We start from the raw sequence: 24,056 nt of genomic DNA, 5'->3' as shown, positions 1-24,056 counted from the left end.
CCTTTGTGCAGGGTGAGGTTCCTAGGCGTGCGCCTTGATGGCGGCGGCCAGGACGTCCAGGCCGTCGTTCAGGAGCTCGTCAGAGATGACCAGCGGCGGGAGCAGGCGGATCACGTTGCCGTAGGTGCCGCAGGTGAGGATGATGACGCCCTCCTTGAGGCAGGCTGCGGCGACGGCCTTGGTCAGGTCGGTGTTGGGCTCCTTGGAACCGGCCTGGACCAGCTCGATGGCCAGCATGGCGCCGCGGCCGCGGACATCGCCGATCACGCCGGTCCCGGCGGCGGAGAGCTCTGACTGCAGCTCGCGGAGCCGGGTGGTGGCCACGTCCTCGATGTGGCGGGCACGGCCGGCGAGGTCGTACTGCTCCATGGAGCCGATGGACGCCAGCGCGGCGGCGCAGGCCACCGGGTTGCCGCCGTAGGTGCCGCCGAGGCCGCCGGGGTGGACGGCGTCGAGCAGGTCTGCCCGGCCGGTAATGGCGGACAGCGGCATGCCGCCGGCGATTCCCTTGGCCATGGTCAGGATGTCCGGGATGACGCCTTCGTGGTTGACGGCGAACCATTCACCAGTGCGGCAGAAGCCCGACTGGACCTCGTCAGCGATGAACACGATGCCTTTTTCCTTGGCCCAGTCGGCCAGGGCCGGCAGGAAGCCTTCGGCAGGGACAATAAAGCCGCCCTCGCCCTGGATGGGCTCGATGATGATCGCGGCGACCTGGTCCCCGCCGATCTGCTTTTCGATCATGGTGATGGCGCGCTTGGCGGCCTCGGCGCCCGTGATCGAGGGGTTTTCCTCGCGGTACGGGTAGCTCATGGGCATGCGGTAGACCTCGGGCGCGAACGGGCCGAAGTTGGTTTTGTACGGCATGGCCTTGGCGGTCAGCGCCATGGTCAGGTTGGTGCGGCCGTGGTAGGCGTGGTCGAAGGCCACAACGGCGTCGCGTCCGGTGGCCAGTCGGGCCACCTTGACGGCGTTTTCCACGGCTTCGGCACCGGAGTTGAAGAGCACGGTGCGCTTTTCGTGGTCACCCGGGGTGAGCCGGTTCAGCTGTTCGGCAACCGCCACGTAGCTTTCGTACGGGGTGACCATAAAGCAGGTGTGGGTGAAGTGCTCCACGGCTTCCTTCACGGCGCCCACGACGGCGGGATCGGAGGCGCCCACGCTGGTCACCGCGATGCCTGAGCCGAGGTCGATGAAGGAGTTGCCGTCGACGTCGTGGATGATGCCGCCGTCGGCGTCGGCAACAAAGACGGGGACGCTGGAGGCGACGCCGGCAGCTACCACGGCCTTGCGGCGTTCGGTCAGTGCCACGGACTTGGGGCCCGGGAAGTCGGCCTGGACGCGGCGCTTCTGCTCCAGGCGGTAGGTGATGTCGGGTGCTGTGGTGGTCATGTCAGGCCTTTCAGGGAAACCGGGGTTGCGGAGCGAGGATGGGGGTCAGGAGTCCAGCGCGCTCATCACGTGCTTGATGCGGGTGTAGTCCTCCACGCCGTACATGGAGAGGTCCTTGCCGTAGCCGGACTGCTTGAAGCCGCCGTGCGGCATTTCGGCGGTGAGGAGGATGTGGGTGTTGATCCAGACTGCACCGAAGTCCAGGTCGCGGCTCAGGCGCATGGCCGTGCCGTGGTCGGTGGTCCAGATGCTGGAGGCCAGGGCGTAGTCCACGTCGTTGGCCAGTTCCACGGCTTCGGCTTCGGTGCTGAACCGCTGCACGGTGATGACCGGGCCGAACGTTTCCTGCTGGACCACATCGTCCGTCTGCCTGGCGCCCGTGATGATGGTGGGTTCGAAGAAGAAGCCCTTGTCGCCTGCGCGGTGGCCGCCGGTTTCGATCCGGCAATTTGCGGGCAGGTTTTCCACCACGGAGGTGACCTGCTTGAAGTGGTTGACGTTGTTCAGCGGCCCGAAGTAGTTCTCTTCGTCGTCCTGCGAACCGGTGTGCAGCGTTTTGGTGTGCTCCACCATGGCGGCCACAACGTCGTCGTGCACCTCGTCCTGGACCAGCACCCGGGTGATGGCCGTGCAGTCCTGGCCGGCGTTGAAGAAGGCGAACTCCGCGATGGCCGCTGCGCTCTTTTTGAGGTCTGCGTCCTTGAACACGATGGCGGGTGCCTTGCCGCCCAGCTCCAGGTGGGCGCGCTTGAGGCCCTTCGCGGCGCCGGAAGCCACAGCGATGCCGGCCCGGACCGAACCGGTGATGGACACCAGGCCGGGGACCTTGTGCTCCACCATCAGCGAACCGGTCTCGCCGGTGCCCAGGACGACGTTCAGGACACCGGCGGGCAGGATCTCCCCTGCGAGCCGGGCCAGCACCAGGGTGGATTCGGGGGTGGTGTCCGAGGGTTTGAGGACCACGGTGTTGCCGGCGGCGAGCGCGGGGCCGATCTTCCAGATGGCCATCAGGAACGGGTAGTTCCAGGGGGCCACCTGCGCCACCACACCGATGGGTTCGCGGCGGACGTAGGAGGTGTGGCCCTCGAAGTATTCGCCGGCGGACTTGCCTTCCAGGATGCGGGCGGCGCCCGCGAAGAAGCGGAGCTGGTCGGCGCCGGCGGCTACTTCCTCCGAAGCGATCAGCGAACGCACCTGGCCGGTGTTGCGGTGCTGGGCCTCGACCAGTTCAGCACTGTTCGCCTCAACGGCGTCCGCGAGCTTGAGCAGCATCAGCTGCCGCTGCCCGGGGGTGACGTGCTTCCACGTGCGGAACGCGTCCTTGGCGGCCGCCATGGCTGCATCAACGTCTGCTGCCACGGAGACGGGCGAGTGGGCCACCACCTCACCGTTGGTGGGGTTCACGATGTCCAGCAGGTCGGTGCCGGCCGGGGTGACGAACTGTCCGTTGATGAAGTTCTGCAAGGTCTGGACCACGGTGTGCAACCTCTTTCATAGGGGCCATCGGCGCCAGGGCGGATGGATGGAACTGCCTTGAGCCTATGCCAGCACCCTGCCGCCGTGAATAGCCACCTGCACACCTTTAGCCGCTGGGGTTAGTGCGGTTGCCCAGCGTCCGTTTATCCTTGTGGCATGGCCATTTCCCTTGCTGCCCTCCTTGGTGTGGGCTCCCTGAAGCTGTCCAACGTGGGAGTCGCCGAAACCACCTGGAACCAGGACATCAACTGGGTGGCCGTGACGGAACTTGAGGATCCGCAGCGCTTCATCAACGGCGGCGAGCTGGTGCTGACCACCGGGCTGCGCCTCCGGTCCGCTCCGGAGCAGCGCCGGTTTGTCCGCCAGGTCCAGCGGGCCGGGGCCGTGGGGATCGGCTTCGGGGTGGGCCTGACGCATGATGCGGTGCCGCCGGCGCTGCTGGCGGAAGCCAACCGCTGGGGCCTGCCCGTGGTGGAGGTCCCGTACGAGACCCCGTTCATCGCGATCGGCAAACTCGTGGCGGACGCCCAGTCCGCTGACCACTACGCCAAGCTGGAGCGGCTCATCGCTGGGCACCAGGTCCTCGCCCGGGCGCTGCTGACCGGCGGCGGCCTGGCGGAGCTCCTCAAGCACCTGGGCAGCATGCTGCGGACGGACATCGCGTTGAGCCAGTTCACGGCCCAGCTGTACAACAGCACCAGCGAATCCCCCGCCGCTGATACGTGGTCCTCCTACCCCATCCCCACCGGCCGCCGGGACGCCTGCACGCTCTGGGTCCGGCAGCCTTTTGAGGACTCCGGGATCATTGGCTACGCCCAGAACCTGATCAGCGTGGAGCTGAACAACATGGTCAAGCAGCGGCAGGCCCAGCGTGCCCTGTGCGGGCAGGTGCTGGAGGACGTGATCCACGGGGCCCTGGAAACCAGCGAGGCGCAGCGCCGGCTGGCCGGGGTGGGCGTGAACAGCACCCGGAAGAACGTGGTGCTCCTGGCCGTTTCCGCCGCCCATAACAAGGCCCTGGGGAGCACCTCGGTGCCGCGCGGCCTCGAAAACGCCGTGGCCGCCGTCGTGGGCAAGGACCTTGTCCTGGTGATCAATGACGACGGCGGTACGGCGCCGGCGCTGGCCCGCCAGCTCAGCGACCACCTCGCGGAGGCCGGCATCCACGCCACCATCGGCATCGGCGGCGCCTACACCAAACCCAACGGCCTGCGGTGGAGCTACTTCGAGGCCCGGGACGCTGCCAGCCACGGCCTGCCGGTCAACGAACCGGAGCGCCTCAGCCTGACCTCGCTGCTGCTGGCCAGCGAAGACGTGCCCCTCGCCGACATGGCGCACGAGTCCTTGAATCCGCTGCGGATCTTCGATGCGGCGCACGGCGCGGAGCTGATGGCCACGCTGGAAAGCTACCTGAACAACAACGGCTCCGTGGCGGCCGTTGCCGAGGAACTCACGCTGCACCGCAACACCGTCAGGTACCGGCTGGCACAGATCACTGAACTGACGGGGTACGACCCCGCCGTCACCACCGACAGGGTCCAGCTCTGGCTGGCGTTGGCTGTGGCGCGGCTCTCGGCACGGCAGGGGAAGTAGGAATTCCCATCCGGAATTCCAGCAGGTCCGAATGCTCCTATGACACCTTCGGGTGTGTGGAAACATTTGCTACCTGACTGGAGATGACTGTGAACAAGACTGCCAAGACCCTGACCCGCACCGCCGCCGCCTCCCTGCTGGCCCTGACGGCCTTCGCCGCCACCTCGCTTCCGGCCCAGGCAGCCACGTCCGACGCCGGGACAAAGGTTGGGCAGGTGGCCGCAGCCAAGGACGCCACTATCCTCAGCGGCCTCTTCAGCGGCGGGTTCCTCAACGGCGGCCTGATCAACGGTCCGCTGGTGGAGGGCCCCGTAGTGGACGGCCCCTTGGTGGGCATTGGCAACGTGGGCCCGTTCCAGTTCGGCCAGTTCCAGTAACACCCGGCTGATTCCGCGGCGCCGGCTTTGAGCCGGCGCCGGAACAACGTTCCCGGGCTGCCGCCGCAGGCCCGGGCCCTTTTGCCATGCCCTGCGGCCCTTTTGCAGTGCCCCGAGGCCTCCGGGCCTGGCGCCCCTCAACCAGAGAAGGACCATGTCCCACGATTCCCTGAACCCCGCTGTCCCCGACGCCACCCGGCTGGACCTGACGCCCGCCCAGCGCGGCATCTGGTACGCGCAGAAACTGGCACCGGAGAACCCGATGTTCCAGATCGGGCAGTTCATCGAAATCACCGGTCCCCTGGACGAGGCCGTCCTGGCCAGCGCGCTGGAACGGGCAGTGGCCGGCACGGACGCCCTGAACCTGGGCTTCGCCGAGGACAGCGACGGGCCGTTCCAGTACCCCCGCCCCGGTGCCGGCGCCATGGAGGTCACCGATCTGGCCGCCGCGCCGGACCCGGAAGCGCAGGCCCGTGCCCTGATGGACGCCGACCTAAGCCTGCCCCGGGACGCCGCCACGGACCAGCTCCTGCATACCGAGCTCATCCGGCTGGCCCCGGACCGCCACTTCTTCTACCAGCGGGTGCACCACCTCCTGCTCGACGGCTACTCCGCCGTGCTGGTCCTGCGCCGCGTCGCCGGCCTCTACAACGACCTGCTGGCGGACGACGCCGGGGTCCCGGTTTCCGGTACCGGCCCCGCCTTCGCCCCGCTCCAGGACCTCCTGGCCGCCGAGGCCGGGTACGCCGGCTCCCCTGCCGCCGCCGCAGACAAAGCCTTCTGGGACGCCGAGCTGGCAGACGCCGCGCCCGCCACCGGCCTCGCCGGCCGGCCGGATGCCGCCGCGGGATCGCTGGTCCGCGCCGCCCGGGTCCTGCGCGCCCCCGCGGCTGCTGCCCTTGAGTCCGCTGCCGCCACCGCACCCGCCCTGATCCTGACCGCCGCATCGCTGTACCTGCACCGGATCACTGGCGAGCGTGAGGTCTCCGTTGCCCTGCCGGTGACGGCGCGCCGCGGCAACCTGGCCAAGTCCACTCCGTCCATGCTCTCCAACATTGTTCCGGTCCGGCTGGCCGTGGACCCGGGAGCCACCGTCCAGGAGACGGCAGCCGCCGTGGGCCGCAACCTCCGCAATGCCCTGGTCCATCAGCGCTTCCGCTACGAGGACCTCCCCACCCAGGGCGGTTACCTGGGTCCGTCCGTGAACATCCTGCCCGTGCTGGACGGCATCGCTTTCGGTCCGGCGCAGGGCACCGTAAACATTCTGTCCACCGGCCCCGTCGACGACCTATCGATTGTGGTCCACGGCCTGGGCGCCGGCAGCCCAACAGTGCAGTTCGAAGCCAACGCCGCCCTCTACGGCCAGGCCGCCCTGGCTCAGCACGTGGACCGGTTTGTCCGCCTTCTGGAACGCGTTGCCACGCAGCCCGGCGCCACCCTGGCGGACCTGACGGTCACCACGCAGGCCGAGGAGCTGGACCTGCTGGCGGCCGGCGATGCCGGGGACCAGGCCTTGCCCGGCCACACCATCGTGGAGGAATTCCAGCTCAACGCCGCCGCCGGCCCCGACCGGACAGCGGTGGTTGCCGGGGACGGCACCCTCACCTTCGCCGAACTGGAGGCCCGTTCCAACCAGCTGGCCCGCTACCTGGCAAGCCACGGCGCCGGACCGGGCACCACGGTGGCCGTCCGCCTGGACCGGAGCCTGCTGCTCCCCATCGCCCTGTTGGCTGTGCTCAAAAGCGGAGCCGCCTATCTTCCGCTGGACCCCGACTACCCCGCCGGCCGTGTGGAAGGCATGATCGAGGACGCCGCCCCCGTCCGGCTCCTGACGTCCACCGCGTTCACCGCCGCAGGCTCCGGGTCCGGGCCTGGCCACGACGAACTGGCGACGGACGTCCCCGTCACCGTGTTGGACGCTGCCTTGATGGCGGCGTGCCTGGCCGGCAAGGACCCGGCCGCTCCGCTTCCCACCGCAGGCCAGCAGGACCTCGCTTACGTCATCTTCACCTCCGGCTCCACCGGCCGGCCCAAGGGCGTCGGCGTGGAACACCTGCCGCTGCTCAACCTGTACACCTCCCACCGGGACACCATTTTCCGCCCCGCCGAGGCCCGGCTGGGCCGGAAACTGCGGGTGGCCCATACTGCTGGGCTGTCCTTCGACGCGTCCTGGGACCCCATCCTGTGGCTTATCGGCGGGCACGAACTGCACCTGGTGGACAACCTGACCCGCCGGGACCCGGAGGCCCTCAGCGCCTACCTGTCCGGGACCGGCATCGACTCGATCGAAACCACCCCGTCCTTCGCCAAGGTGCTGGTGGCCGGCGGCCTGTTCGACCAGGACCGGCACCCGTCCGTGGTGGCCCTGGGCGGCGAAGCCGTGGACGCACCGCTCTGGAACGACCTCGCCGGCCGGGACGGCGTGGTGGCCTACAACTTCTACGGCCCCACCGAAACCACCGTGGATTCCCTGACTGCGGTGATGGAACCGGGCACCGAACCCACCTTGGGCGGCTCCGTGGCCAACACCCGGCACTACATCCTGGACTCCGGCCTCAACCCGGTCCCGGACAACGCCGTGGGCGAGCTCTACGTCGCCGGCATCAACCTGGCCCGCGGCTACCTCGACCAGCCGGGCCTGAGCGCCGAGCGCTTCGTGGCGGACCCCTTCGCGGTGGACGGGTCGCGGATGTACCGGACCGGGGACATTGTGCGCCGGCAGGGGGACGGGACGCTGGAGTTCCGGGGCCGCCTGGACGCTCAGGTCAAAATCCGGGGCTTCCGGATCGAACTGGCCGAAATCGAGCAGGTGCTGCGCGCCTTGGACGGCGTGGAACACGCGGCCGTCACAGTGGGCCGGAACCGGGCGGGGTATGACCAGCTCCTGGGCTATGTGACCCCCGCAGGTGTTGCCCTAACCGCGCTGGACACCGCCGAACTCCGCCGGCTGGCCCGGCGCCACCTGCCCGACTACATGGTGCCCGCCACCATCACCCAGATCCCTGTGCTGCCGCTGACGCCCAACGGCAAGCTGGACACCCGCGCCCTGCCCGTCCCGGACCAGGAACGCGCCCCCTCCGCCCCGCGAAACGAACGGGAACGGATAGTCGCCGACGCCTTCAAGGAGGTCCTGGGACTTTCCGACGTTGGGCTTGAGGACGATTTCTTCGACCTCGGCGGGCACTCCCTGCTGGCCACCCGCCTAGTGGCCCTGCTGCGGGACCGCACCGGATCGGCCCCGGCGCTGCGCACGGTGTTTGAAAAGACCACCGTGGCCGAGCTCGCGGAAACCCTGGAACTGGGCACCGCCACCGCGCGGCCGCTGGTCAGGGCGGAACGCCCCGAGGTCCTGCCGCTGTCCTTCGCCCAGCGCCGGCTGTGGTTCCTGAACCGGTTCGCCCCCGAATCCGGTGCCTACAACATTCCCGTGGTCCTGAACCTGCCGGGCAAACTGGACGTGGCGGCGCTGGCGGAGGCCATCGGCCAGCTGGCCGTCCGCCACGAGACCCTGCGGACCCTCTTCCCGCTGGTGGATGGCGAACCGGCGCAGCGGGTGCTGTCCCCGGAGGAGGGCCGGCCGGCCCTTCTGGCCGTGGAATGCACCGAACAGAACCTGCCGTCAGCGCTGGCAGCGGAAACGGGCCGCGGGTTCGACCTGGGCCGCGACCTGCCGCTTCGCGCCGTCCTCTTCCAGCTGGCCCCGGACCACCATGTCCTGGCCATCACCCTGCACCACATTGCCGCCGATGGCTGGTCCCTGGCGCCGCTGGCCCGGGACCTGTCCGCCGCCTACAACAGCCTCGTGTCCGGCGGCGAGGCCGGGCTGGCGCCGCTGCCCGTGCAGTACGCCGACTACACCCTGTGGCAGCGCGCCGAACTGGGCAGCGAAGCGGATCCCGAAAGCCCCATCTCCCGGCAGCTCGACTTCTGGACCCGCGAACTCCGCGGCGCCCCCGAAGAGCTGCTGCTGCCGTTCGACTACGCACGCGGCACCCGCGACGAGGCAGCGCACCCGGCCGGCGGACCGGCGTCGTCCGTCCCGCTGGCCATCAGCCCCGAAACGGCGGAGCGGCTCAACGCGCTGGCCCGGAACCACAGCGCCAGCCTCTTTATGGTGCTGCAGGCGGCGCTGGCCGCGCTGCTCACCAAGTCCGGCGCCGGCGATGACATCCCCCTGGGCACACCCGTGGCCGGCCGCACGGACACCCAACTGGACAGCCTGGTGGGGTTCTTCGTCAACACCCTGGTGCTGCGCACCAACACGTCCGGCAACCCCACCGCCGGCGAGCTGGTGGAGAGCGTCAGGTACACCAACCTGCACGCATACGCCAACCAGGACGCACCCTTCGAGCGGGTGGTGGAGGAACTGAACCCGGCCCGCTCCCAGCACCGGCATCCGCTCTTCCAGGTGATGCTGACCCTGCAGAACACCGTCCCCGCAGAGCTCGCCATGGACGGACTCGATGCCAGCGCCGACCACGGACAGGAGCCCGGCGGCAACAAGTTCGACCTGCTCCTGGACCTGGCGGAGGGCACCGGCGGGATCACCGGCAGCCTGGCCTTCAACCCGGGGCTCTTCACGCCAGGCACCGCGGCGCAGCTCGCGGCCGGGTACCTGGCCGTGGTGGAACAGTTCGCGGCGGACCCCGCCATCACCCTGGACCGCCTCCGCATCCAGACGCCCGAGCAGCACGCCCGGGTGCTGGGCCACAGCCTCGGCAACCACAATGACGGTCCCGAGGGCACCGTGGTGGACGCCTTCCTCGCCACCGCCGCCCGGATCCCGGCCTCCCCCGCGGTGGTGGACGCAGCCGGCCGCGGCCACGGTCTCAGCTTCGACCAGCTGCGGCAGCGCGTCGACGCGGCAGCTCGGGGGCTGATTGCCCTCGGTGTGGAGCCCGGCGACAGGGTGGCCGTCGCCCTGCCCCGGACCGCCGACGTGGTGACGGCAGCGCTGGCTGTCCTGGCAGCGGGTGGCGTCTACATTCCCGTGGACCTCACCTATCCCGCGGAGCGGATCGGCATGATTCTCGACGACGGCGCCCCGGCCTTGGTGATCGGCACGCCCGGCGTTGCCGGTCCCGCAAGCAGCCGCGCCACCGGGCTCCGGACCGTCACCGTGGAGGCTTTGCTGGCCCGTGGCGCGGACGTTCCGGCCGCCGACCTTGCCGCATGCCGGCCCGCCGCCGATGACCTGGCCTACGTGCTGTACACGTCCGGCTCCACCGGCCGGCCTAAAGGCGTTGCCGTGTCCCATGGCGCGCTGGCCAACCTCTACTCGCACCACCACCGCACCCTGTACGCACCGCGGTTTGCTGCCGCAGGGTCCGCCACCGTTGCGGTGGCCCACATCGCCGGCCTGGGTTTCGACGCTGCCTGGGACCCCATGCTGTGGCTGGTTGCGGGCGCGGAACTGCACCTGGTGGCGGACGCCGTGCGCTCCGATGCCGAAGCACTGGTGGGTTACTGCCGGGAGCACCGCATCGGGGTCCTGGAAACCACGCCGTCCTACGCCACCCAGCTCCTGCAGCTGGGCCTGGCCACGCCGGCAGCATCCACCGGCGCCCCGGCGGACTTGCCGCTGCTGCTGGTCCTGGGTGGCGAAGCGGTATCCGCCGACCTGTGGGCGAAGCTGGCCGCCACCCCGGAAGTGGAGGCCTACAACTTCTACGGCCCCACGGAGTTCACGGTTGATTCCGTGACGGCCAGGATCGATGGCGCGGTACCCGGCATCGGCCGCGGCATCGCAGGCACCGACACCCTGGTCCTGGACCAGCACCTGGCCTTGGTGCCCGCCGGGATTCCGGGCGAACTGTACCTGGCGGGAGCGGGAATGGCGGAGGGTTATGACGGGCGCCCAGGCGAGACCGCTTCCCGTTTTGTGGCCAACCCCTTTGCCCTGGATGGCAGCCGGATGTACCGCACCGGCGACCTGGTGCGCCGGCGCGCCGACGGGTCCTTGGAGTTCATCGCCCGCAATGACGAGCAGGTGAAGGTCCGGGGCTTCCGGATCGAACTGGGCGAGATCGAGTCGGCCCTGGCCCTGGCTCCCGGCGTGGACCGGGCCGTGGCCCTTCCCGACGGCGATCCGGCCCAGCGCGTTGTGGCCTACTACACCGGCACGGCCAGCCCGGAGGACGTCCGCGCGGTGGCGGCGGAGCGGCTGCCGGAGTACATGGTGCCGGCCATCATCATGGCCATTCCCGGGATTCCGCTGACCTCGCACGGCAAGCTGGACCGCAGGGCGCTCCCCGCACCGGTGGCAGCCGGGGCCGGCCACGGCGCCGCACCGCAGACCGACGATGAGCACACCATGGCCGGGATCTTCGGCGCCGTCCTGGCGGTGGACACCGTGTCCATGGACGATGATTTCTTCACCCTGGGCGGCCATTCGCTGCTGGCCATCGCCATGATGGGCAAGATCCGGGAGGCGTTCGGCCGCGATGTGCCGCTGCGCACCCTGTTCGATGCCCCCACGCCCGCCGCGCTGCTGGCAACGGTGCTGCCGCCCGCCGGGGACTCCGGGGCCGGCCTGGACGCGTCGCTCAGTGCCACGGGGACAACTCCCGCCGGCCCTGCCGACCTGCCCCTGGACCTGCCCGAGCCCCTGGCCGAGTGGCTGGCCGGCCCGGACTCGGCCCGTCCGGACCGCCTGGAGCTCTCCTACGCCCAGTCCCGGATGTGGTTCCTGAACCAGCTGGATCCCGGCGCCGCGGATTACAACATTTCCCTGGCCGTCCGCCTGGCCGGCAACCTGGACGAGCGGGCAATGGCCAAGGCCGTGGCCGCCCTGTTCCGGCGGCACGAAATCCTCCGGACCGTGTACCCGGAAACGTCCGGCGTCCCGGAACAGCTGATCCTGCCCGCTCCTGATGCCGCTGGTTCAGGCGATCCAGGACCAGGCGATCCGGGTTCAACCGGCACAACCGCTTCGTCCGGCACCGCCACCGCCATGGCCCTGGCCGTCAGCACCTCCGGTTCCCAGGCTGACGTCCAGGACCTGCTGCGGCTCGACGCCGGCCAAGGCTTCGACGTCCGGTCCGACATCCCGCTGCGCGCCCGGCTGATCCGGCTCCCGTCCGACGGCGGACAGGACCAGTGGGTGCTGCACCTGGTGATGCACCACATCGCCAGCGACGGCGCCTCCCTGGCGCCGTTGGCCCAGGACCTGTCCCTGGCCTACACCGCAGCACAGCAGCACCCGCTGCCGCTGCAGTATGCCGACTTCAGCACCTGGCAGCGCCGGCAGCTGGCCGGCCCGGCGCTCGAGGCCAAGGTGACGCACTGGCAGCAGGCACTGGCCGGCATCCCCGCCGAACTGATGCTCCCGGCTGACCACCGCCGGCCCCGCGAGCCGCGCCAACCCGGCGGCCAGCTGGGCTTCCAGGTGGATTCCGCAAGCGTTAAGGCGCTGAACAGCCTGGCGTCGTCGTCGAACGCCAGCCTGTTTATGGCACTTCACGCCGGCCTTGCCGCGTTCCTGTACCGGGCCGGCGCGGGCGATGACCTGGTGATTGGCTCCCCCACCGCGGGCCGTCCGGATCCGCTGCTTGCCCCGCTGGTGGGTTTCTTTGTGAACACCCTGCCCCTGCGCGTCAGCGCCGGCGACGATCCGGACCTGCGCACGCTGCTGGGCCGGTCCCGGGCCGGCATCCTGGACGCGTTCGAGAATGACGACGTGCCGTTCGAACGGCTCGTCGAAGCCGTGGCGCCGGAGCGTGAGCTGGGCCGGCATCCGCTCTTCCAGACCATGCTCACGGTGGACAGCGACGCACCGGCAGTCCCCCAGCTGCCCGGCGTTACGGTGAGCGCCGAGCCCGAAACCGGGTCCGGCGAGGCCAAGTTCGACCTCTCCTTCACCTTCCGGCCCGGCGACGACGGCACCCTGGCGGGCACGCTGGACTACAACGCCGCCATGTTCGAGCCGGGTACGGCGCAACGCCTGGTGGACGGTTTCCTGCGCCTGCTTGACCTCGCCTCGGCAGCTCCCGATACGCCGCTTTCGGCCCTGCCGCTGCTGGCCGGGCCCGAGGCCGGCCGTCTCATGGCAGCCACCGCAGGGTCCCGCTCCCAGTCGGCAGATCACGCCGTGGATGCGGATCTCCTGTCGGCGTTTGCCGCGACCGTCAGCGCTACCCCGGACGCCGTGGCGCTGGTGGCCGACGGCGCCGCCACCACGTTTGCGGACCTGGCGGCTTCCGCGGGACGCATCGCCGCCGGGCTCACCACGGCCGGGGCAGGCGGGGGCACGGTGTCCGTGCTGCTGCCCCGCTCCGCTGGAACGGTCCAGGGCCTCCTCGGGGTGCTGGCCGCCGGGGCTGCCTACAACCCGATCGACACCGAATACCCGGACCACCGCGTGGCCGCCATCCTTGAGGACGCAGCCCCGCCGGTGGTGCTGACCACGGCTGGCGTGTCTGGCCGGCTGGACGGCATCATCGCCGGCCTGGCCACCCAACCGCGGGTACTCCTGCTTGAGGAGCTCATCGGCACGGAGGCCGCCGGGGACGCCGTCCCCTACGCCCCCGCGCCGCGGGACCTGGCCTCCGTGATGTTCACCTCCGGGTCCACGGGCCGGCCCAAGGGTGTGGAAGTCAGCCACGGCGCGTTGGCTGCCCTGCTGGCAGCGCACCGGGAAACCCTGCTCGCCGGGATCACCCGGCGCAAGGTGGCCCACACCACCGGCGTGGGCTTCGACGCCTCCTGGGATCCGATCCTCTGGCTGGTGGCCGGGCACGAGCTGCACGTGGTCTCCGACGACCTCCGCCGGGACCCGGCCGGGCTCGCCGCCTACTTCGCCGCGGAGGGCATCAGCGCGTGGGAAACCACGCCGGGTTACCTCCGCCAGCTCCTGGCCGAACCGGACTTCGCCGGGCTCCTGGCCAGCCATGCAAGTGGCGCCGACGCGTTCAGCCTCGCCCTGGGCGGGGAAGCGTTCGACGCCGGCCTCTGGACCTCCGTCGCGGCACTTCCCGGTGTGCGGGCCTGGAACCTCTATGGCCCCACCGAGGCCACGGTGGACACCGTGGTGGCTGCGGTGGCTGGCAGCGACACCCCGGAGCTGGGCCGGCCCACCCCGGGCACCCGGCTGTACGTCCTGGATGACAGGCTGCAGCACACGCTGCCCGGCGCCGCCGGTGAGCTGTACATCGCCGGGACCCAGCTGGCCCGCGGCTACCGCGGCCGGCCGGACCTCACCGCGGAGCGCTTTGTGGCAGACCCCTTCCACGGCGGCGGCGAGCGGATGTACCGCACCGGCGACGTGGTGTTCCGGCACGCCGACGGCCGCCTCGTGTTTGCCGGCCGCAACGACGGCCAGCTGAAAATCCGCGGCTTCCGCGTGGAAACCGGGGAAGTTGAAAACGCCCTGCGCGGCGCACCCGGGGTACGTGCCGCCGTCGTCCGCTCCTTTGGCAGCGGGGCCGCGGCGCGCCTGGTGGGGTACGTGGTTCCGTCCGACGGCGGGCCTGCAGCAGGCCTGCCCGACGCCGCCCGCAGCCATGTCCGGGCGCTCCTGCCGGACTACATGGTCCCGGCAGCAGTCCTGGTCATCCCGGCGGTGCCGCTGACGCCGCACGGCAAGGTGGACACGGCCGCGCTGCCCGATCCCGGCACCGCCACCCGGGCTGCGGGACTCACCCCGCGGACGCCCCAGGAAAAGACGGTGGCCGGCATTTTCGCCGAGGTGCTGTCCCTGGACCGCGCCGGCGTGGACGAGTCCTTCTTCGAACTGGGCGGGCACTCATTCCTGGCCAGGCCGCTGATCGCCAAGATCAATGCCGCGCTGGGCACTGACCTGCAGGTCCAGTCCCTGTTCCGGGCACCCACTGTCGAAGGCCTGCTCGCCGAGGCTGCCAAGGGCGGGGCGGAAAGCGCCGCGGACAGCCTGCGGCAGCTGCTGCCGCTGCGCACCGCCGGGAGCAAGGCGCCGCTGTTTGCCGTGCACCCGGCGTCCGGGATCGGCTGGGGCTTCGCCGCCATGCTGGGCCGGCTGGACCCGGAGCGGCCGCTGATCGGGCTGCAGATGCCTGGCCTGGAACCTGGCAACACGCGCCCGGTGGACGCCGCAACGCTGACGGCCCTGGCCGATGACTACATCGCGCAGATCCGTTCCGTGCAGCCGGAAGGCCCGTACCACCTGCTGGGCTGGTCCTTCGGCGGCTACCTGGCCCACCGGCTGGCCACAAGGCTGCAGGACCTGGGCCATGAGGTGGCGTTCCTGGCCATCCTGGATGCCTTCCCGGACAACCAGGAATCCAATGCGGGAGCGGGCAGCGGGGCGGGCCTCTGGGCCAACTACCTCGAGGCGCAGGGCTATGACCTGGCCAGTGAGGACCTGGCCGCGGTGGATGTCCACCGGGCCCAGGAAATCCTGCGCGAAAACCACAACCCGCTGGGAACCGTTCCTACCGACTCCGTTGAAGCCATGGCCGGGAACTTCCCCGCGTTGGCGCGGCTGATCAGGGACGAACGCCCGCAGGTGTTCGCCGGCGACCTGCTCTTCTTCAGTGCCACCGAACAGGTCCCGGCCGGCACCCCGGACGCCACTTCCTGGACCCCCTACGTCACCGGAACCATCACCGACATCCCCGTCCCGGACCGGCACTCCCAGCTCCTAAGTGACCGGGCTCTCAGCACAATCATGCCGGCGCTGGCCATCCACCTGGGCGCCGGAGCCGAATAACAGATGATGCTCCTGTTGCACACGGGACGCCCCTTACGACGACAGAACCGACAGGAAAGGTCACCATGACGAACCCCTTCGACGACAAATCCGCAACGTTCTCCGTACTGGTCAATGACTTCCAGCAGCACTCCCTCTGGCCGGAGTTCGCAGCAGTGCCGCAGGGCTGGGTCACCATGTTCGGCCCCGACAACCGCGAGGCCTGCCTGGACTACGTCGCCCGGACGTGGACCGACATGGCGCCGCGCAAAGTTGCCGAACTCGCCGCTTCGCAGTGATCCGGATCGAGAACGTCAGCAAGTCGTTCGGCAGTTTTAAGGCCCTGGACGGACTGTCCCTGCACGCAGGGGAAGGGACAGTCCTGGGATTGCTGGGACCCAACGGCTCCGGCAAGACCACCACCGTCAAAATCCTCACCACCCTGCTGGCACCGGACAGCGGTGACGCCCGGGTGGCCGGCCACTCGGTGCTGGCAGCGCCGGCCCTGGTCCGCCGCAACCTTGGACTCTCCGGCCAGTACGCGGCCGTGGACGAAAAACTCACCGCCTTCGAAAACCTGCACATGGTGGGCCGGCTGTACGGCATGAACCGCCGCACCGCGTCGGCCCGGGCACATGAACTGCTGGAAGGCTTCCGCCTCACGGACGTCGCCAATAAACGGTCCGGAACATTCTCCGGCGGCATGCGGCGGCGCCTGGACCTGGCCGGCGCGATTGTGGCCCGGCCCAAAGTGGTGGTGCTCGATGAGCCCACCACCGGCCTGGACCCCCGCGGCCGGCTGGACACCTGGGATGTTGTTTCGAGGCTGGTGTCGGATGGCACCACCGTGCTGCTGACCACGCAGTACCTCGAGGAAGCCGACCGGTTGGCCGACAATATCGCCGTCATTAACCACGGCAGGGTCATCGCTGAGGGCACCGCCACCGAACTGAAGCAAAGCGCCGGAACGGAACGCATCAGCGTTGTGCTGCGGCACGCCTCCGACCTTTCCGCCGCCGCTGCCGCCCTGGACGCCGCAACCGGCTCCGGCGTCAGCCCTGACATCGACCCGCAAAACCTGGGCGTGTCCATTGCCGCCCCGCAGGGGCACCGGACGCTGGTGCGCATCCTCTCCGACCTTGACGCCGTGGGCATCCCGGTGGAGGAAGCCTCGCTCCGCCGGCCCACCCTTGACGACGTTTTCCTGCAGCTCACCGGCCACGCCGCGGACCAGGCCCGGCAGAAAGAGGAGGTGGCAGCATGAGCGCCCTCACCGCCGCCGCCCGCGACAGCTCCGTCATCGCCCGGCGCAACCTGCTCAACGTCCTGCGCACCCCCGGCGCCATGGTCACCGGCCTCGTCCAGCCCATTATGTTTGTGCTCCTGCTGGGGTTTGTCTTTGGCGGAACCCTGGGCGGGGACCAGTACCGCAGCTTCCTCATCGGCGGAATCCTGGCCCAGACCCTGACCTTTAACGCGTCCTTCACGGCCGTGTACCTGGCCAAGGACCTGCAGCTGGGGCTCATTGACCGGTTCCGGTCGCTGCCCATGTCCCGGGTTGCCGTGATCCTGGGCCGCACCACCTCAGACCTGGCCACCAGCGTGCTATCGGTCGCTGCCACCATGGTGTGCGGCCTGGCCATCGGCTGGCGCATCACCGGCGGCCCCGGACAGGCGCTGGCCGCCCTGGGCCTGCTGCTGCTGTTCGCGTTCGCCGTGTCCTGGATCGGTGCGGTCATCGCACTGACCGCCAGGAGCGTGGAGGTGGCCCAGAGCCTGGGTCTCGTCTGGCTGTTCCCTGTCACGTTCATTTCCGGCGCGTTTGTCTCTGTGGATACGCTGCCCGGGCCGCTGCGGACCATCGCGGAATGGAACCCCGTGACCGCCGTTGCCACCTCCGCCCGCGAGTTGTTCGGCAATGCCGCCCCGGCAGGGTTCGGCGTTCCGGGCGGCTGGCCTGCAGATAACGCCGTGCTGTACTCGATTCTCTGCAGCGTGGCCATCATCGCCGTGTTCGCGCCGCTGGCCATCGCCCAGTACCGGCGGATCAGCAAGCGATGACCACTGCCGGGCCGGGACAGGGCACTGTTTTCCTCAGCGCCCTGTCCCGGGACCTTGAGCTGGCCTGCGCCCCCACCGGTGGCCTGGCCGCGTACCTGTCCCCCGCCGAAGCGGAGTCAGCCAGGAAGTACACCCGGGCCGGGGACCGGCTGGACTACGCCGCTTCGCATGCCCTGTTCCGGCTCCTGGCGGCGCGGCAGCTGGGCCGGCAGCCGCTGGCTGCCCGGCACCTTCAGGTCACCCGCAGCTGCGCCGGCTGCGGCAGCACAGCCCACGGAAAACCCGAAGTGGCGGGCCTGAGCCTGAGCCTCTCCCGCAGCCACGGCGCAGTGATGGCCGCCGCCGGCCCGGCCGGCACCCCGGTGGGGGCAGACATCGAGCTGGTGCCCGGAAACCTGTTCAAGGGTTTTGACGACTACGTGGCCTCAACGGATGAACGCCTCGGCCTGGCGCCGCAGGACGTTCCGGCACGGCTGCGGTTGTGGGTGGCTAAGGAAGCGGTCCTCAAGGCCGCCGGGCTGGGCCTGGCGGTGACGCCCGCGGCCGTGCACCTGGCACCGGTCGACGCCGGAACACCGGAGCGCACCCTGCTCCGCGCCGACTGCCCCGGCACCCCGCAGGTCCATGGCCTGACGGCGGCTGCCGTCGCAGCCCCGGATGGCTACGCTGCGGCGGTGTCCGCAGCGTCGGACCTGCCTGCGGCCACGCTGCCGCTCGCGGACCTGCTCCTGGCGCGGGCAGCCTGACCCCGTCCCCTAGATCACGCCGCGGTTCAGCAGGTCCTTCGACTTCTTCCGCGCCTTCCGGTAGCCGGCCACGGACGCCGCCATCTGCTCCTCCTGGCCACTGATCAAAGCCGCGAGCGCCGCAGCGGTGTCCGGCTGGTCGGCGGCCTGCACCAGGGAGGCCAGCAGTTCCCGGGCCAGGACTGCATCGTTGAACGCGCCCAGGAACTTCTGCTGGCTGTGCGCCGCCCGGGCCACTTTTCCGGCCCGCTTGCCGTGCACCGGAACGGCCGATTCAGCCACGTGCCGGAGCCGCTTCGCGTCCTTGCGGATCTGGTGCAGGGCCCGGTGGTGGTCGGTTCCGCGGCGCGCGTGGGCGGCCGCCTTGTGGGCCCTTCGCAGCCTGGCAGCGGACTTGTCCACCGCCTTCGCCGTCACTTTCTTTCCGGCCGCCACCGGGCCGGTCCGGACCGGCGGGTTGTCGCGGAAGGCCTCCAGGTCGTCCAGGAGCCGGAAGTACCGGGCAGATCCCAGGGCTCCGAGCAGCGTGCGGTAGCCGGCGTCAAAACTGGTCCCGGTGTGCTGGCTGATCCGCTGCCGGACCGTGTCCGCGCCGTTGCCTGCCGGCAGCGCGGCCAGCGGCTCCTGCAGCAGGGCGGCCATGACCTCCGCGTCGCGGGGAGCCCCCAGTTGAGCGGCAAGCCACTTGAGTTCGCTTTGCAGCCTGCGCACCTGGACCGCCGAATACAGCTTCCGGTAGGCCGCCAGCACCGAGCGCAGCCGCCGGGTGGCGGTCCGCATGTCATGCACCGCGTCTGGTTCCTCGAGCCGGACGGCCGGGTCCAGCGCCACAAGCTGTCCCAGTTGTGTTGCCACGTATACGGTCACGACGGCGGCAGCCGGGGCTTTCTTGCCGGCCAGCAGGACCGGGGTGCTGTCCCGGTGGCGGGTTTTCAGCTTTTTCCCACCCAGGGCGCGGACCAGTTTGGAGGCGTGCCCCGACGGGGCCGCACCGGCTGCGGCCAGCAGTTCCCCTGCCGGGCCAAACAGGTCAGCACTTCCATGGACCAGTTCGAATTCCCATTCCCGCCACTGCTGGTCGGCGCCGTCCCCGGGGAGTTTCCCGGCGGTGACCCTGTCGTCCGCCAGGTCCGCCAGGTGCAGGCCGTCCGTCGCGTAGAGGGCATGGGTGGTCCGGCGGGTTGCCAGCCGGACCACAGGGGCCACCTCCGCTCCCCGCAGGTGTACCTGCAGGTGTGCCAGCAGGCTGTCCGGAACCACGTCCGGCTGGCCCAGCGGGGCGTGCAGTTCCTGCCGCACCTGGGGCGCGTCACCGGGCGCAGCGGCAACCGCTGCCGCGGCGGCGATTGCCGGCGGCAGTTTCAGGTGCCAACCCGCATCGGCCCCGCCGGTCCGGCGGCGGAGTGTAATCCGCCGTGCCGCCAATGCGTGGTCTGCGGTGTCGAAGTACACCGCCTCCAGCAGCGCCTCGTGCGGGTCCCCCACCCGCGCCACCCCGGGAAGTCCGGAGAGGTCCGGCACCCCGGCCTCCTCGCCGACGTCGTACTTCTTCTCGACTTCAAGTCCCTGGGAAGCCTTCACAGCCATCCTTCCGTGGTGATGCAGCGCGTGCGCCGGGCGTGGCCGGCGGTCCTTTTGCAGTCTATGGCCCTTGGCAGGGGGTGGTTGGAGAGGTTGGCCACAGAACGCCAAACATCAAACGTCCAACCTTTAGGCTGGAGGCATGCCCGCCTCATCCCAACCCCCTGCCCTGGATCCTGCCCTGGAACCCACCCTGGCGCCCGCCCCGGCACCCCTTGCCGTGACAGGAGCCGAAGATTCAGCAGCCGGCACGCCCGCCCCGAAGCCGGTGTCCGCCGTCGTTTTTGGCGTGATCGCGCTGGTCCTGATCGGCCTGAACCTCCGTGCGGGCATCACCGGTGCGTCGGCGCTGCTGCACGACCTGCAGGCGGTCCTGGGCTACGGCGCCCTGGTGGCTGCCGTTATTCCGTCCATCCCCACCCTGTGCTTCGCGGTGGCGGGTGCCGCAACGTCGTGGTTGACGGGCAAACTGGGCGTGGAGAAGGCCATCCTGCTGGCCCTGGCCATGCTGGCCGGCGGGCTCCTGCTCCGCGGCATCCCGGCCACGGGCATGCTGGTGGCCGGAAGCGTGCTGGGCATGTCCGGGCTGGCCGTGTGCAACGTGGCCATGCCGGCGTTCATCCGGGAGCACTTCGCGGACCGGACCTCCCTGATGACGGCCGTTTATACGGTGACCATGACCACCGGCGCCACCGTAACGGCGGTGGCCGTGGTGCCCCTGGCGCAGGCGCTCGGTTCGCCGTCCGCCGCCGTCGGCGCCATCGGGTTTACCGCCGTCGCCGCATTCCTCGGCTTTATCCCCGTGGCCCTGCACGCGCACCGCAACAGCACCCGCGCCGCCTCAGTGCGCGTTTCGCCGTGGCCGCTGCTGCGCACCCGGAAAGGCCAGCTCCTCACCGCCATCTTCTCGCTGCAGGCGCTGCTGGCCTACGCCCTGCTGAGCTGGTTCCCCTACCTGCTCACCACCCAAGGCATGAGCGCCTCAGACAGCGGCCTGATGTTCGGGCTGATGCAGCTGGTCTCCGTCCCGGCAGGCATGATCCTGATCGCCATCGGCTCCCGCCCCCGGATGCTGCGGCCGGCCTTCTACCTGGTCAGCCTCACCATGGTGGCAGGCCTGGTGACGCTGATGGCCCTCCCCGTGGACCTGGCCTTCATCCCGGCGGTCCTGCTGGGCTTCGGCCTGGGCATCTTCCCCCTGGTGATGGTGATGATCAGCCGCAGCGGCTCCACCACCTCCGAAACCACGGCACTGTCCACCCTGGCCCAGTCCACGGGCTACCTGCTGGCCACCGCCGGACCGTTCGGCATGGGCCTGCTGCGCAGCGCCACCGGCGGCTGGGGCCTTCCGCTGGCCATCCTCCTGGGCCTGGCCGTGGTCCAGGTTGTGGTGGGGCACCTGATCACCGGCGGGAAGAAGTAGGCCATGGCACTGACCCCCTCGCCGCGCCGGCCGCTCGCCGCCGAGGCCACCGACAAGCTCCGCGCCATGGTCCATTCCGGCGAATGGCCGCTGCACCACCGCATCCCGGCCGAGCCCGAGCTGATGGCCGGGCTGGGCATTTCCCGCGGCACCCTCCGGGAAGCGGTCAAGGCGCTGGCCCACAGCGGCATCCTCGAAGTGCGCCGCGGCGACGGCACCTACGTCCGGGCCACCAGCGAGATGCCCGGCGCCGCCCGCCGCATGTACCAGGACCACACCGAACAGCACATCCTGGAGGTCCGGGTAGGGCTGGACACGCAGGCCGCGCGCCTGGCCGCCCGCAATGCCACGGCCGACGACGTCACAGCCCTGCGCGGTTTGCTCGCCGACCGGGACCGGGCCTGGCAGTCCGGTGACGTTGAGGCGTGGGCGCTGGCCGACTGGGGCTTCCACGAGCGGGTGGCGCTGGCCTCCGGCAACCCGCTGCTGTTCGAGCTTTACGCCAGCTTTGGCACCGTGTTCCACCAGGACCTCCTGAGCCAGCAGCGGCGGCCGGGGTTCGCGGGGCTGCCGCAGGAAGGGCACGGGGTGCTGCTGGCTGCCATTGAACGCGGAGACGGGGACGCCGCCGTGGCCACCGTGAACCGCAACCTGAACACGTGCGCGGAGTGGTTGGCCGGCTGAGCCGACCCCGTTTCGCCGCAGCCCAGGAGGTCAGTAGGCTTACTGGCTGAGCAAGATCCGTACTTCCGCCGCGTTCCAGCGGTGTCCTTTAACCCCAGAGGAGCCACTCCATGGCCCTGTTCTCCCGCCATCACCGCGGCACGTGCCCCGCCCACGACGCCGCAGTCCCCGAGCCCGGCAGCAAAACCCCGCAGCAGCTATGGGGCGACGGCTACGGCCGGGTGGGCATCCGGGCCGCACAGACCCTGCTGATCCTCGCGGTCTCAGTGGTGGCCGTGTTTGCGCTCCTGCAGGTCAAGCTGCTGGTGATCCCGATGCTGATCGCGCTGATCCTGGCGGCCGCGATCAGCCCGTTCGTCAACATCCTCAAGCGCCGCGGCATCAACGATGCCCTCGCCACCGTCATCGCTTTTATTGCCCTCCTGGCCGTCCTGGGCGGGGTGTTCACCGTCATCTACTTCTCCGTCCGGAGCCAGTGGGATGACCTGGTCCAGCAGGCAAGCGAGGGTGTGGACCAGCTGCAGGAGTTCCTCCTCAACGGTCCACTGCCCATCGACGCGGCGCAAATCGACTCGGCCCGGGATGCGATTGTGGACTTCGCCACCAGCAGCCAGGCCAGGTCCGGCGCCATCACCGGGCTGTCCGTGGTGACGGAGTTCCTGACCGGCGCCGTGCTCCTGGTGGTGATCCTGTTTTTCTTCCTCAAGGACGGCGAGCGGATCTGGGCCTTCCTGATCAGCCCGTTCAAGGGCGAACGGGCCAGCCGCCTGCGCCGGGTGGGTACCAGGAGCCAGGAAGTCCTGGGCGGCTATGTCCGCGGGACGGCGATCGTGGCCCTGGTGGACACTTTGGGCATTGGCGCGGCGCTGCTGGTCCTGCAGGTTCCGCTGGCACTGCCCCTGGCCATGGTGGTCTTCATCGGTGCGTTCATCCCCATCGTGGGCGCCACCATGGCGGGCATCCTCGCGGCCCTCGTGGCGCTGGTGGCCAACGGGCCCGTGGTGGCGCTGATTGTGGTGGCAGTGGTGGTGGCCGTGAACCAGCTCGAAGGCAACCTCCTGCAGCCGGTGGTAATGGGCAAGTCCCTCCAGCTGCACGCACTGGTCATCCTGCTGGCCCTGACCGCCGGCACCCTCCTGGCCGGCATCGTGGGCGCGGTCCTGGCCGTCCCCATCACCGCCGTCGCGTGGTCCATCATCAAGGTGTGGACCTCGGACGACGGAACAGCACACCGGAACACACCCGACCGCCGGGCCGCAGGTACCGCGGCCAAGTAGCCCTGCTGACGCACGACGACGGCCCCGCACCTTTTCGGAAAAAGGTGCGGGGCCGTCGTCGTGCGTCAGCGTTGGTTGCGCTGAATTGCAGGCTGCGGTCAGCGGTGCAGGCCCGCCAGGATGTTTTTGGGCCGCTGCATTTCGCCGTGCTTTGCGCCGAGGACTATGACGGCCGCCGCGAAGGCCGGAATGGTCCACTGCAGCACCTTGAGCTGCTGCTGCGCGGCCTTCAGCTCGTCCGAGGCGCCCGGCTTCGGCTCGGTGGCGCCTTCCGCGCCTTCACCGGCGAGCTGCTGGACCTTCCTGCCCAGCAGGCCGGAGTACAGCGTAGCGGCGGCGCCAACCACGGTGACTGCCGTTTTGATGGCCGTGTCGCGGGCAACGCCGTCCTGCTTGGCGATCCGGCCCTTGTTTTCCCAGGCGATGGCCACGTCGGCGGCCAGGTGGGTGGCAAACGCGGCCGTCTGGACCGGCGCCCACTTCATCCAGCCTGCACTGGAGAGCCGGGTCCGTTCCGCCGGGTCCCGGGCTTCCGCCGCTGCGCCGTTCAGGCCGATGGCGCCCATCAGGGAACCGCCGAACCAGGCTGCCGCCGTGAGATCGTGGACGGAGCGGGCAATAAGGTTTCCTGCCATGGTGTGCATTCCTAACGTTGAACGGGGTGGGGCGTTGCGCCGGCGCCAGGCCGGGCATTTTCCTTCAGGACGTGCACCCTCATAGTAAGCACACTTACTACCAAGTCCAAAGACCGGAATTTGTGCCGCGAGGACGTAAAATCGACGC

General features: G+C 69.9%; 14 protein-coding genes. 10 read left to right on the top strand and 4 right to left on the bottom strand.

Annotated elements, in window-relative coordinates; genetic code table 11:
- Positions 1–21: 21 nt before the first annotated feature.
- Both gabT and QRN07_RS17015 read right to left on the bottom strand, forming a co-directional pair.
- Positions 22–1,392 carry a 4-aminobutyrate--2-oxoglutarate transaminase gene (gene gabT / locus QRN07_RS17020; RefSeq protein WP_050685242.1) on the bottom strand — a complete coding sequence of 457 codons (1,371 nt, stop codon included), beginning with the start codon at positions 1,390–1,392 and terminating at the stop codon, positions 22–24.
- Between the two features lie 45 nt (positions 1,393–1,437).
- Complete coding sequence (locus QRN07_RS17015) at positions 1,438–2,868, bottom strand: aminobutyraldehyde dehydrogenase (protein ID WP_050685253.1); 1,431 nt, start codon at positions 2,866–2,868, stop codon at positions 1,438–1,440.
- A 156-nt stretch (positions 2,869–3,024) separates the two neighbouring features.
- On the opposite strand from QRN07_RS17015, the gene QRN07_RS17010 reads away from it, so the two are divergent.
- From QRN07_RS17010 to QRN07_RS16980, 7 genes are all read left to right on the top strand, one after another.
- Entirely contained in the window at positions 3,025–4,461 is a 1,437-nt protein-coding gene (locus tag QRN07_RS17010; protein WP_285241697.1) for a PucR family transcriptional regulator, read from the top strand.
- Positions 4,462–4,550: 89 nt separating this feature from the next.
- Entirely contained in the window at positions 4,551–4,838 is a 288-nt protein-coding gene (locus QRN07_RS17005; protein ID WP_056596850.1) for a hypothetical protein, read from the top strand.
- Positions 4,839–4,992: 154 nt separating this feature from the next.
- Positions 4,993–15,522 carry a non-ribosomal peptide synthetase gene (locus QRN07_RS17000; protein WP_285241696.1) on the top strand — a complete coding sequence of 3,510 codons (10,530 nt, stop codon included), beginning with the start codon at positions 4,993–4,995 and terminating at the stop codon, positions 15,520–15,522.
- A 65-nt stretch (positions 15,523–15,587) separates the two neighbouring features.
- Positions 15,588–15,800 (top strand): MbtH family protein, encoded by a 213-nt coding sequence (locus QRN07_RS16995; protein ID WP_050685238.1) that lies wholly within the window; start codon positions 15,588–15,590, stop codon positions 15,798–15,800.
- Positions 15,797–16,765, top strand: coding sequence for an ATP-binding cassette domain-containing protein (locus QRN07_RS16990; RefSeq protein ID WP_285241695.1), 969 nt, complete (start codon positions 15,797–15,799; stop codon positions 16,763–16,765). Before QRN07_RS16995 ends, QRN07_RS16990 begins: the two co-directional genes overlap by 4 nt.
- Positions 16,762–17,562, top strand: a complete 801-nt coding sequence (locus QRN07_RS16985) for an ABC transporter permease (RefSeq protein ID WP_056596847.1) — start codon at positions 16,762–16,764, stop codon at positions 17,560–17,562. The genes QRN07_RS16990 and QRN07_RS16985 overlap by 4 nt, the downstream gene beginning before the upstream one ends.
- Entirely contained in the window at positions 17,559–18,308 is a 750-nt protein-coding gene (locus QRN07_RS16980) for a 4'-phosphopantetheinyl transferase family protein (protein ID WP_285241694.1), read from the top strand. The genes QRN07_RS16985 and QRN07_RS16980 overlap by 4 nt, the downstream gene beginning before the upstream one ends.
- A 9-nt stretch (positions 18,309–18,317) precedes the next feature.
- Here the strand turns inward: QRN07_RS16980 and QRN07_RS16975 are convergent, their stop codons facing one another.
- Positions 18,318–19,895, bottom strand: coding sequence for a CYTH and CHAD domain-containing protein (locus tag QRN07_RS16975; RefSeq protein ID WP_285241693.1), 1,578 nt, complete (start codon positions 19,893–19,895; stop codon positions 18,318–18,320).
- A 136-nt stretch (positions 19,896–20,031) separates the two neighbouring features.
- On the opposite strand from QRN07_RS16975, the gene QRN07_RS16970 reads away from it, so the two are divergent.
- The 3 genes from QRN07_RS16970 (at position 20,032) to QRN07_RS16960 (ending at position 23,273) form a co-directional block, all read left to right on the top strand.
- On the top strand, positions 20,032–21,312 hold the full coding sequence (locus tag QRN07_RS16970; RefSeq protein WP_285241692.1) for an MFS transporter: 1,281 nt from the start codon (positions 20,032–20,034) through the stop codon (positions 21,310–21,312).
- Between the two features lie 3 nt (positions 21,313–21,315).
- Positions 21,316–21,996, top strand: coding sequence for a FadR/GntR family transcriptional regulator (locus QRN07_RS16965; RefSeq protein WP_285241691.1), 681 nt, complete (start codon positions 21,316–21,318; stop codon positions 21,994–21,996).
- A gap of 110 nt (positions 21,997–22,106) precedes the next feature.
- On the top strand, positions 22,107–23,273 hold the full coding sequence (locus QRN07_RS16960) for an AI-2E family transporter (protein WP_285241690.1): 1,167 nt from the start codon (positions 22,107–22,109) through the stop codon (positions 23,271–23,273).
- Between the two features lie 98 nt (positions 23,274–23,371).
- On the opposite strand, the gene QRN07_RS16955 is transcribed toward QRN07_RS16960, so the two are convergent.
- Positions 23,372–23,908: a hypothetical protein gene (locus QRN07_RS16955; protein WP_056596841.1), complete on the bottom strand. Its 537-nt coding sequence runs from the start codon at positions 23,906–23,908 to the stop codon at positions 23,372–23,374.
- Between the last annotated feature and the right edge of the window lie 148 nt (positions 23,909–24,056).

Source organism: Pseudarthrobacter sp. MEB009 (genome assembly GCF_030208875.1).
Taxonomy (GTDB): domain Bacteria; phylum Actinomycetota; class Actinomycetes; order Actinomycetales; family Micrococcaceae; genus Arthrobacter.
The sequence above is the reverse complement of the archived record's forward strand: the minus strand, read 5'-3'. Positions and strand labels throughout refer to the sequence as shown.

Coding starts and splice junctions, on each gene's coding strand:
- QRN07_RS17010 (WP_285241697.1), top strand. CDS start 3,025: ATGGCCATTTCCCTTGCTGCCCTCCTTGGTGTGGGCTCCCTGAAGCTG.
- QRN07_RS16970 (WP_285241692.1), top strand. CDS start 20,032: ATGCCCGCCTCATCCCAACCCCCTGCCCTGGATCCTGCCCTGGAACCC.
- QRN07_RS17000 (WP_285241696.1), top strand. CDS start 4,993: ATGTCCCACGATTCCCTGAACCCCGCTGTCCCCGACGCCACCCGGCTG.
- gabT (WP_050685242.1), bottom strand. CDS start 1,392: ATGACCACCACAGCACCCGACATCACCTACCGCCTGGAGCAGAAGCGC.
- QRN07_RS16980 (WP_285241694.1), top strand. CDS start 17,559: ATGACCACTGCCGGGCCGGGACAGGGCACTGTTTTCCTCAGCGCCCTG.
- QRN07_RS16955 (WP_056596841.1), bottom strand. CDS start 23,908: ATGGCAGGAAACCTTATTGCCCGCTCCGTCCACGATCTCACGGCGGCA.
- QRN07_RS16995 (WP_050685238.1), top strand. CDS start 15,588: ATGACGAACCCCTTCGACGACAAATCCGCAACGTTCTCCGTACTGGTC.
- QRN07_RS16960 (WP_285241690.1), top strand. CDS start 22,107: ATGGCCCTGTTCTCCCGCCATCACCGCGGCACGTGCCCCGCCCACGAC.
- QRN07_RS16985 (WP_056596847.1), top strand. CDS start 16,762: ATGAGCGCCCTCACCGCCGCCGCCCGCGACAGCTCCGTCATCGCCCGG.
- QRN07_RS16965 (WP_285241691.1), top strand. CDS start 21,316: ATGGCACTGACCCCCTCGCCGCGCCGGCCGCTCGCCGCCGAGGCCACC.
- QRN07_RS16975 (WP_285241693.1), bottom strand. CDS start 19,895: ATGGCTGTGAAGGCTTCCCAGGGACTTGAAGTCGAGAAGAAGTACGAC.